The sequence below is a fragment of the Streptomyces spongiae genome, from assembly GCF_009377185.1.
Classification (GTDB): domain Bacteria; phylum Actinomycetota; class Actinomycetes; order Streptomycetales; family Streptomycetaceae; genus Streptomyces; species Streptomyces spongiae.
Window position 1 is genome coordinate 1 of the sequence record NZ_VJZC01000342.1, and the last position, 10,667, is coordinate 10,667.

8 protein-coding genes are annotated in these 10,667 nt (G+C 71.5%); all 8 read left to right on the top strand.

Going from position 1 to position 10,667, the window contains the following annotated elements:
- Window positions 1-235: 235 nt before the first annotated feature.
- Complete coding sequence (locus tag FNH08_RS33205; protein WP_152775236.1) at window positions 236-856, top strand: TetR/AcrR family transcriptional regulator; 621 nt, start codon at window positions 236-238, stop codon at window positions 854-856.
- 341 nt (window positions 857-1,197) lie between these two features.
- Entirely contained in the window at window positions 1,198-3,438 is a 2,241-nt protein-coding gene (locus tag FNH08_RS33210) for a molybdopterin oxidoreductase family protein (protein WP_152775237.1), read from the top strand.
- A gap of 122 nt (window positions 3,439-3,560) precedes the next feature.
- Window positions 3,561-5,024, top strand: coding sequence for a CitMHS family transporter (locus tag FNH08_RS33215; protein WP_152775238.1), 1,464 nt, complete (start codon window positions 3,561-3,563; stop codon window positions 5,022-5,024).
- Window positions 5,025-5,074: 50 nt separating this feature from the next.
- Window positions 5,075-6,319, top strand: coding sequence for an MFS transporter (locus FNH08_RS33220; protein ID WP_322725915.1), 1,245 nt, complete (start codon window positions 5,075-5,077; stop codon window positions 6,317-6,319).
- Between the two features lie 102 nt (window positions 6,320-6,421).
- Entirely contained in the window at window positions 6,422-7,417 is a 996-nt protein-coding gene (locus tag FNH08_RS53685) for a hypothetical protein (protein WP_194238695.1), read from the top strand.
- A gap of 58 nt (window positions 7,418-7,475) precedes the next feature.
- A complete protein-coding gene (locus FNH08_RS33230; protein WP_322725916.1) occupies window positions 7,476-8,099 on the top strand; it encodes a class F sortase in 624 nt (207 codons plus the stop codon).
- Between the two features lie 140 nt (window positions 8,100-8,239).
- The gene (locus FNH08_RS33235) at window positions 8,240-9,628 is read left to right on the top strand and encodes an aldehyde dehydrogenase family protein (RefSeq protein ID WP_152775241.1); all 1,389 of its coding nucleotides are present in this window, start codon (window positions 8,240-8,242) and stop codon (window positions 9,626-9,628) included.
- 13 nt (window positions 9,629-9,641) lie between these two features.
- On the top strand, window positions 9,642-10,667 hold a 1,026-nt coding region (locus tag FNH08_RS33240; RefSeq protein WP_152775242.1), incomplete at its 3' end, for a zinc-binding dehydrogenase.

A 10,667-nucleotide genomic window follows, 5' to 3' on the forward strand; every position in this document is an offset into this window, starting at 1 on the left:
ACGGCTTCATGAACGAGTACCCGACCGCCCGCCTGTACGCGGACGACCACACCGTGTGGTCCGTCGACGGCGAACCCGTCGAGAGCACGGCGGACATCACGGCGTCGGAGCCCGAGCCGGCGCCGACCACGAGCGGGAGCGCTCCGGACGCCACGGTGAACAGGAGCGGATCCCCAGCCCGTACGGAAGGGCGTACCTGTACGGGACGCTCATCGCACCCAGGCGGAAAGGCATCATGAAGCCCGTGTCCCCAGTGACCTCGCTGCGTCGCGCCCCCGTGCAGCGCCGCAGCGCCGAACGACTGACCAGGATCCTCGACGCCTGTGCGGGCCTGCTCGACGAGGTGGGCTACGACGCCCTGAGCACCCGTGCCGTCGCCCTGCGTGCCGATGTGCCCATCGGCTCGGTGTACCGCTTCTTCGGCAACAAGCGGGCGATGGCGGACGCCCTCGCCGAGCGCAACCTCGACCGCTTCACCGAGCGCGTCACGGAGCGGCTGCGCGACACGGACGGGGGAGCGGGGTGGCGCACGGTCATGGACACCGTCCTCGACGAGTACCTCGACATGAAGCGCACGGCCCCCGGCTTCGCCCTCGTCGACTTCGGCAACCAGATCCCCGTCGGTGCCCGCCACGCCGAGCCCAACACCCGCGTCGCGGACCGCCTCAGTCAGCTCCTCTCCGGCTATATCGACCGCAGCCCCGACGAGGATCTCCGCCGCACCTTCCTGGTCGCCGTGGAAACCGCGGACACCCTCGTCCAGCTCGCCTTCCGTGTCTCTTCGGAGGGTGACGAACGGATCATCCAGGAGGCGCGGGAGTTGCTGCGGGCGTATCTGGGGCGGGTGCTGGACTGAGTTCTCCGGGGCCCCTTGGGGGTGCGCCCCCAATCCCCGCGAGCTGGTAGAGCCCCTTGGTGTCCGTTGGCGAGTGCGGGGTGTCTTGGGCTGGTCGCGCAGTTCCTCGCGCCCCTTGGGGGGTGCGCCCTCAATCCTCGCGAGCTGGTAGAGCCCCTTGGTGTCCGTTGGCGAGTGTGGGGTGTCTTGGGCTGGTCGCGCAGTTCCCCGCGCCCCTTTGGGGGGCTGCGCCCCCCGGCCCCGCCATCTCGTCAGGCCCGGGTCTGCGACAGGGGCTCCCCTGGATGCGTACCGGTCGGTATGCTCAACCCGCCCGTACGACCACGCCGCCGGGAGGCGACATGCCCAGTACCGCCCTGCGTATATGCCCCCTCTGCGAAGCCACCTGCGGTCTGACCCTCACCATCGAGGGCGCTCGGGTGACCCGGGTGCGCGGGGATCGGGACGACGTGTTCAGCAAGGGGTTCATCTGCCCCAAGGGGGCCTCGTTCGGGGAGGCCGACGGGGATCCGGACCGGCTGCGCACCCCGCTGGTCCGCAAGGACGGGGAACTGCGTGAGGCCACCTGGGAGGAGGCGTTCGATGCCGTCGCCGCAGGCATCAGGCCGGTCGTCGAGGCACACGGGCCGAACGCCGTCGGCATCGTGCTCGGTAACCCGAACGTGCACACCATGGCCGGCGCGCTCTACCCGCCCGTCCTCCTCGCGGGCCTCGGCACCCGCAGTGTCTTCACGGCCTCCACGGTCGACCAGATGCCCAAGCACGTCTCCAGCGGACTGCTGTACGGCGACGCCAACGCCATCCCCGTACCGGACCTCGACCGCACCGACCACCTGCTGCTCCTCGGCGCCAACCCCCTGGAGTCCAACGGGAGTCTGTGCACCGCCCCCGACTTCCCCGGCAAACTGAAGGCACTCAAGGCGCGCGGGGGCACCCTCACCGTCGTCGACCCGCGCCGCACCCGTACCGCCAAACTCGCCGACCGGCACGTCGCCATCCGGCCCGGCACGGACGCGCTGCTGCTCGCGGCGATGGCACACGTCCTCTTCGAGGAGAAACTCGTCGATCTCGGGGAGCTCACCCCGCACGTGCAGGGGGTCGACGAACTCGCGCACGCCACGAAGGAGTTCACGCCGGAAGCCGTCGCCGAAGCCTGTGACGTGGACGCCGCGACGATCCGCGCCCTCGCCCGCGAACTGGCGGCCGCGCCCACCGCCGCCGTCTACGGACGCATCGGCAGCTGCACCGTCCCGCACGGCACCCTCGCCAGCTGGCTCGTCGACGTGCTGAACATCCTCACCGGCAACCTCGACCGGCCCGGCGGCGCCCTCTTCCCGCTGTCCGCCACCGACAAGACACCCCGGCCGGCCGGACCCGGCCACGGGTTCCAACTCGGGCGCTGGCGCAGCCGGGTGAGCGGGCACCCGGAGGCGAAGGGCGAGGTGCCGCTGTCCGCGCTCGCCGAGGAGATCGACACCGCGACCGACGAGGGCACGCCCGTGCGCGCCGTCATCGCCGTCGCCGCCAACCCGGTCCTCTCCGCCCCCGACGGCGACCGGCTCGACAAGGCCCTCGGCACGCTGGACTTCATGGTCAGCGTCGACCCGTACCTCAACGAGACCTCGCGGCACGCGCACGTGATCCTGCCGCCGCCCCCACCCTCGCAGGCCCCGCACTTCGACTTCGCGTTCAACACCTTCGCCGTGCGCAACCAGGCCCGCTACAGCCCCGCCGCCGTCCCCCTGGAGGACGGCAGGATGCCCGAGACCGAGATCCTGGCCCGGCTGGTCCTCGCCGCGACCGGCATGCACGGCGCCGACCCCTCAGCCGTGGACGCGATGGTCATCGACCAGACGCTGGGCAAGGCCGTCAAGGAGGCCCACTCGCCCGTGCACGGGCGGGACCCGCGCGAACTCGCCGCGGCACTCACCGGGGACACCGGCCCCGAGCGGCGCCTCGACATGATGCTGCGCCTCGGCCCGTACGGCGACGGCTTCGGCGTACGACCCGACGGGCTGAGCCTCAGCAAGCTGCTCGACCACCCGCACGGCATCGATCTCGGGCCGCTCCGGCCGCGGTTGTCACAGCGGCTGAAGACCCGCAGCGGCAAGGTCGAGTTGCTGCCGCAGCCGATCGCCGACGACCTGCCCAGGCTCCGGCAGGCGCTGCGGGAGCGCCAGGACGGGCTCGTGCTCGTCGGGCGCCGGCATCTGCGGTCCAACAACAGCTGGCTGCACAACGTGCCCTCCCTCACCGGCGGTACGAACCGCTGCACGCTGCACATCCACCCCGAGGACGCCGAACGCCTCGGGATAGCCGACGGGGACGCCGTACGCGTCAAGGGCGCCGGGGGAGAGGTCACCGCTCCGGTCGAGGTCACCGACGCCATCCGGCGCGGGGTCGTCAGCCTCCCGCACGGCTGGGGACACGACCGTCCCGGCACCCGTATGAGCCACGCCGCGCTCGACCCGGGCGTGAACGTGAACCAGCTCCTCGACGGCTCACAACTCGACCCGTTGTCGGGCAACGCGGTCCTCAATGGCGTGCCCGTCGACCTCGCTCCAGCAGGCATAACGCTGTGACCTGGAGTTCTGCGCTTATTGCTCGCATGTCAACGTCTTGTTAACGCTTGTCGACGGGCCCTAACGTCGCTCCAACCGCCGGCCCTGGTGGCTGTTCAAGGGCGAACGTTAGGTATCCACTTATGCTCACCATCCTCGGCTTCGCCATGATCGCGACCTTCCTGGTCCTGATCATGATGAAGAAGATGTCGCCGATCGCGGCGCTCGTGCTGATCCCCGCACTCTTCTGCGTGTTCGTCGGAAAGGGTGCCAAGCTCGGCGACTACGTCATCGAGGGGGTGGGCACCCTCGCGCCTACCGCAGCGATGCTGATGTTCGCCATCGTCTACTTCGGCCTCATGATCGACGTCGGTCTCTTCGACCCGATCGTCCGGGGGATCCTGAAGTTCTGCAAGGCCGACCCGCTGCGCATCGTCATCGGTACGGCCCTGCTCGCCGCGATCGTGTCGCTCGACGGCGACGGCTCCACCACCTTCATGATCACGGTCTCGGCGATGTACCCGCTGTACAAGCGCCTGAAGATGAGCCTGGTCGTGATGACCGGCGTCGCCGCCACCGCCAACGGTGTGATGAACACGCTGCCCTGGGGCGGCCCGACGGCCCGTGCCGCCACCGCGCTCAAGCTCGACGCGGGCGACATCTTCGTCCCGATGATCCCGGCGCTCCTCGTCGGCCTGCTCTTCGTCATCGTCCTCTCGTACGTCCTCGGTCTGCGCGAGCGCAAGCGCCTCGGCGTGCTGAGCCTGGACGACGTGCTGGAGCAGGAGAAGATCGTCAAGGACGGCGAGGGCGAGAAGCAGGAGCAGGCCGAGACGGTCCTCGTCGGCGCGGGTGCCTCCGGCGGCAAGGGCAACGACAAGGGCCGTACGGCGAAGACCACCGGTGGCGCGGGCAGCGGCACCGACGCCGACGACGACTCCGAGAACGGCCACGAGGACGTCCGTCTCCAGGGCCTCGACCCCAACCGTCCGACCCTGCGCCCCAAGCTGTACTGGTTCAACGCGCTGCTCACGGCGACCCTGCTCACCGCGATGATCATGGAGTGGCTGCCGATCCCGGTGCTGTTCATCCTCGGTGCCGCGCTCGCGCTGACCGTCAACTTCCCGAACATGGCCGACCAGAAGGCCCGGCTCGCCGCCCACGCCGACAACGTCCTCAACGTCTCCGGCATGGTCTTCGCCGCCGCCGTCTTCACCGGCGTCCTCCAGGGCACCGGCATGGTCGACTCCATGGCCAAGTGGATCGTCGACAGCATCCCCGAGGGCATGGGCCCGCACATGGCGCTCGTCACCGGCTTCCTGAGCCTGCCGCTCACGTACTTCATGTCGAACGACGGCTTCTACTTCGGTGTCCTGCCGGTGCTCGCCGAGGCAGGCGCCGCGCACGGGGTGTCGCCGCTGGAGATCGCTCGCGCCTCGCTCGTCGGCCAGCCGCTGCACATGTCGAGCCCGCTGGTCCCGGCCGTGTACGTGCTCGTCGGCATGGCCAAGGTCGAGTTCGGCGACCACACGAAGTTCGTGGTCAAGTGGGCCGCGATCACCTCGCTGATCATCCTCGGCGCGGGAATCGTGTTCGGCATCATCTGAGCCCGGCAGGGCAGTTGAGTCGGAGAGAACGTTTCGAGGAGGACCGTGTCGTGAGGCCCGGTGGGAACCGCGGCTGGCTGCTCCGCCTCGTCATCGCCTTCAGCTTCGCGCAGGGGGCGGTGTCGATGGCGCGGCCCGCCGTGTCCTACCGGGCCCTCGCGTTGGGCGCCGACGAGCGCGCGGTCGGTGTGATCGCGGGGGTCTACGCCCTGCTCCCGCTGTTCGCCGCCGTACCGCTGGGCCGCCGCACCGACCACGGGCGGTGTGCGCCCCTGCTGCCCGTCGGCGTCGTCCTCATCTCCGGCGGCTGTGTGTTCAGCGGTCTCGCCGACTCGCTGCTCGCGATGGCCGCCTGGAGCGGGGTGATGGGGCTCGGGCACCTGTCCTTCGTCATCGGCGCGCAGTCGATCGTCGCCCGCCAGTCCGCGCCGCACGAACAGGACCGCAACTTCGGCCACTTCACCATCGGCGCCTCCCTGGGCCAGTTGGTCGGGCCGATCGCCGCGGGCGCCCTGATCGGCGGCGCGGACCGGGCGGGCACGAGCGCGCTCGCCCTGCTCGTGGCGGGCGCGGGAGCCGCGGTCGCGTTCACCTCGCTGTGGCGCATCGAGCGTCGTACGGCACCCAAGTCCCGTGCGGCACAAGGCGAACGGGTTCCCGTCCACCGCATCCTGCGCACCCGGGGCGTACCCGCGGGCATCTTCATCAGCCTCGCCGTCCTGTCCGCGACGGACGTCCTCACCGCGTACCTGCCGGTGGTCGGCGAGGAGCGCGGCATCGCGCCGTCCGTGATCGGCCTGCTGCTCAGCCTGCGCGCGGCGGCCACCATCGCCTGCCGGCTCGTGATGACGCCCATGCTGCGGCTGCTCGGCAGGACCGCGCTGCTCACCGTGACCTGCCTGGTGGGGGCCGTGCTGTGTGCCGGGATCGCGCTGCCCGTGCCGGTGTGGGCACTCGCCGGGATGCTCGCCGTCCTGGGGTTCTGCCTCGGGGTCGGTCAGCCGCTGTCCATGACGACGGTCGTGCAGGCCGCCCCGGACGACGCCCGCTCCACCGCCCTCGCGCTGCGGCTGACCGGCAACCGGCTCGGCCAGGTCGCCGCGCCCGGCGCCGCGGGTCTGGTCGCCGGCGTCGCGGGTGTCGCCGCGCCGTTCGTGATGCTGGGCGCGCTGTTGTTGCTGTCCTCGGGGATAGCGTTGCGCTCGCCCGCGAAGCCCGGGAACGGGCAGGTCGAGGGCGGGGCCGACAAGGGCCGTGGGCCCGGGGCGTCCTTGGGCCGGAAGAGCGAAATCTGACGGCTTGTGAAGCGCGGCACCGACACCGGCCGACGTGGATGTGACAAAGAGTCAGTCGTAGCCCGATTTGTGTGACTATCACCTGACTCTCGGAGGTCTCGCATGCCCACCTCGTCGTCCCTCTCATGCCGCGCGGGCGCGCGCCCGGGTGTCGCTGCCCTCGCGGCGCTGACCGTGGCGGGAACCGCGTTCTTCGTCGCACCGACCGCCGCCGCCGTCGCGGCTCCCGGCGACCGCGGCGACATCAAGATCCACATGACGGACACGGACGCCGTCCCCCAGGCCGGCCGGCCGAAGATCTGCGAGTTCTACCTGGAGGCCGTCAACTTCGAATCGGCCCAGGGCATCTCGTGGGCCATCGAACGACACCCCGCGAAGCCGGGTGCCGCGCAGCTCTCGGGGCGTGTCCTCCTCACGGACGGCGCGGGACGCACGGACGACAACCTGTCGCTTCCCGAGGCGCAGTACAAGATCACCTGGCGGGTCGACGGCGGCATGGGCGCCGGGAAGCAGAAGGCATTCAAGATCGACTGCACCCGCGAGGCGCCGGCCAGCGCCCACGCGCCGGGCGGCGCCCCGAACGCGGTCCCCAACGACGGGCCGAACGGCGAACGGAACGCCGAGCCCGGCAGCGCGCCGCACGCCGGACCCAACGCCGAACCCGGCAGCGGCGCGAACGCCGTACCCGACAACGAGACGAACACCGAGCCCAACAGCGACCGGAACGCCGAGTCCAACAGGGCCCGGAACGCCGAGACCGGAATCGGCGTGCATGCCGAGCCCAACGTCGAGCCCAAGGCTGAGGCCAAGATCGAGCCCAAGGCTGAGGTCGAGGCCAAGCCCGAGGTCGAGCCCAAGGCAGAGGTCGAGCCCAAGTCCGAGGTCCAGGCCAAGCCCGAGGTCGAGGCCAAGTCCGAGGTCGAACGGAACAGCGAGCTGAACGCCGAGCCGAACGGCGCGCCTCCCGCGGGCGGCGGCGGTCTCGCGCAGGAGCAGGACTTCGCACCGGTCGCGGGCGCGGCGGCCGCGGGCCTCGTCGCGGTCGCCGGAGCCGCGTACCTCGGGCTGCGCCGCCGTCGCTCCGATGGTGCGGCGTAGGGGCACTCCGAGGCCCTGGTACCGGACGCGCGCCTACCGCCTGACACGGACGATCGTGGTGACCGTCTCCCTGGTGGTGGGCGGCGTCCGGTGGGCTCAGGACGAGCCCGCCGACCCCGCCGGGGCCCGGACCGACGCGCGCGGTGTCGGGGCACCGCACGCGCCGGAGCCCCGGCGGACATCCTCCGGTGCGTCCCCGGGCACGCTGCCACGGTCCCGGGCGGCGTCCCTCGCCATCCCCTACCTCGGTATCGCGGCCCCTCTCGTCGGCCTCGGCCTCGACGGCCGAGGCCGGCTGACCGCGCCACCGGTGGACGACCCCAAAGCGGCCGGCTGGTACGAGGGCGGCCCTTCGCCCGGTGAGTCCGGCACGGTGGTCGTCGTCGGCCACCGCGACACCCGGACGGGGCCCGCCGTCTTCGCCGCACTGCGTGAACTCCAGACCGGCCGCCTCGTGGCGGTCCGCCGCGCGGACGGGCTCACCGCCGTCTACACCGTGTACGCCGTGCGGACGTATGAGAAGGCGCACTTCCCCAACCAGGAGGTCTACGGCCCCCGGAACCGCCCGGAGCTGCGCCTGATCACCTGCGGAGGCCGGTACGACCGGAAGACCGGCTATGCGAGCAACATCGTGGTCTACGCCAACCTGACGGCGACGAAGGGGCCGACGGGTGCCACGTGAGCCGAGACGGATCGTCGACGACCGGAAGCGGGTCGACTTCTGAGACCTCCGGGTGTGGGATCGTCCGGGGCCCCTGGCGACAGAAAACTAACATCGCTAGTTTAGGGTCCGGACGACGAGCACCGCCCGGGAGGAACGCGATGAAGGCACACGACGGCATGTACATCGACGGCGCCTGGCGGCCCGCCGTCGGGAGGGACACTATCGCGGTCGTGAACCCGGCCGACGAGCAGGAGATCGACCGGGTCCCCGCGGGCACGGCCGAGGACGTCGACACCGCCGTACGCGCCGCGCGCGCCGCCCTGCCGGGCTGGGCCGCCACCCCGCCCGCCGAGCGGGGCGCCCTCATCGGCGCCCTCCGGGACGTCCTCGTCGCCCGCCAGGACGAGATCGCCGAGACCGTCACGGCCGAGATGGGCTCCCCGCCGCCGTTCGCGCAGAAGGTGCAGGCGGGGCTGCCGGTCCTGGTGGCGGGCTCGTACGCCGAACTCGCCGCCGAGTACGCCTTCGAGGAGAAGGTCGGCAACTCGGTCGTCCACCACGAGCCCGTCGGCGTCGTCGGCGCCATCACGCCCTGGAACTACCCGCTCCACCAGATCGTCGCGAAGGTCGCCCCGGCCCTGGCGGCGGGCTGCACGGTCGTGCTGAAGCCCGCCGAGGACACCCCGCTGACCGCCCAGCTCTTCGCGGAGGCGGTGGACCAGGCAGGCATCCCCGCCGGCGTCTTCAACCTCGTCACCGGCCTCGGCCCGGTCGCGGGCCAAGCGCTCGCCGAGCACGAGGGCGTGGATCTGGTGTCCTTCACGGGTTCCACGGCGGTCGGCCGGCGGATCGCCGCGACGGCCGGAGCCGCGATCAAGAAGGTGGCCCTGGAACTCGGCGGCAAGTCCGCCAACGTCATCCTGCCGAGCGCCGACCTCGACCGCGCCGTGGCCGTCGGCGTCGCCAACGTCATGTCCAACTCCGGCCAGACGTGCAGCGCCTGGACCCGCATGCTCGTCCACACCTCGCAGTACGAGCGGGCGGTCGAGCTGGCCGCCGAGGCCGCCGGGAGGTACGGCGACCGTATCGGCCCGCTGGTCAGCGCCAAGCAGCGGGAACGGGTGCGGGGTTACATCGAGAAGGGCGTCGCGGAGGGTGCGCGACTGGTCGCGGGCGGTGCGGAACCCCCGTGCGAGCAGGGCTACTTCGTCAGCCCCACGGTCTTCGCGGACGTGACGCCCGAGATGACCGTCGCGCAGGAGGAGATCTTCGGCCCGGTGCTCACGATCCTCCGCTACGAGGACGAGGACGACGCCGTACGGATCGCCAACGGCACGGTGTACGGGCTCGCGGGTGCCGTGTGGGCGGGCGAGGAGGCGGAGGCGGTGACCTTCGCACGCCGGCTCGACACCGGTCAGGTGGACATCAACGGCGGTCGCTTCAACCCGCGGGCCCCCTTCGGCGGGTACAAGCAGTCGGGTGTGGGGCGCGAGCTCGGCACGCACGGGCTGGCCGAGTACCTCCAGACCAAGTCCCTCCAGTTCTGAGGAGCCGTTCTTCATGGCCACCGTGGTCCGTGCCGCCGTCCTGCCCGCCGTCGGGGCTCAGCTGGAGATGACCGAGATCGAACTGCCGCCGACCGGCCCCGGACAGGTACGGGTCCGGCTGGCCGCGGCCGGGGTCTGCCACTCGGACCTGTCCCTCTCCGACGGCACCATGCGGGTGCCGGTGCCCGCCGTGCTCGGCCACGAGGGCGCGGGCACGGTCGTGGCCGTCGGCCCCGGCGTCACCCATGTCGCGGTGGGTGACGGCGTCGTCCTCAACTGGGCGCCCTCCTGCGGCACCTGCCACGCCTGCGGGCTGGGGGAGGTGTGGCTGTGCGCGAACGCGCTGACCGGAGCGGGGGACGTGTACGCGAAAAGGGTTCCTGACGGGGCCGACCTCCATCCCGGCCTGAACGTGGCCGCGTTCGCGGAGGAGACGGTCGTTTCCGCCGGCTGCGTGCTCCCCGTGCCGGACGGGGTCCCGCTCACCGACGCGGCGTTGCTCGGCTGTGCCGTCCTCACCGGATACGGGGCCGTCCACCACTCGGCGAAGGTCCGGCCGGGGGAGACCGTCGCGGTGTTCGGCGTCGGTGGTGTCGGGCTGGCGACGCTCCAGTCGGCGCGGATAGCGGGCGCCGAGCGACTGATCGCCGTGGACATCTCTCCGGCCAAGGAGGAACTGGCCCGGTCGGCGGGCGCCACGGACTTCGTCGTCGCCTCGGAGAACACGGCCCGTGAGATACGCGCGCTCACCGGGAGGCAGGGAGTGGACGTGGCCGTGGAATGCGTCGGACGGGCCGCCACCATCCGTGCGGCCTGGGACTCCACGCGGCGGGGCGGCCGCACGACGGTCGTGGGTATCGGCGGCAAGGACCAGCAGGTCACCTTCAACGCGCTGGAGATCTTCCACTGGGGTCGCACCCTCGCCGGCTGTGTGTACGGCAACTCCAACCCGGCGCGGGACCTGCCGGTCCTGGCCGGCCTTGTGCGGGCGGGGGAGTTGGATCTGGGGGCGTTGGTCACGGAGCGGATTTCGTTGGAG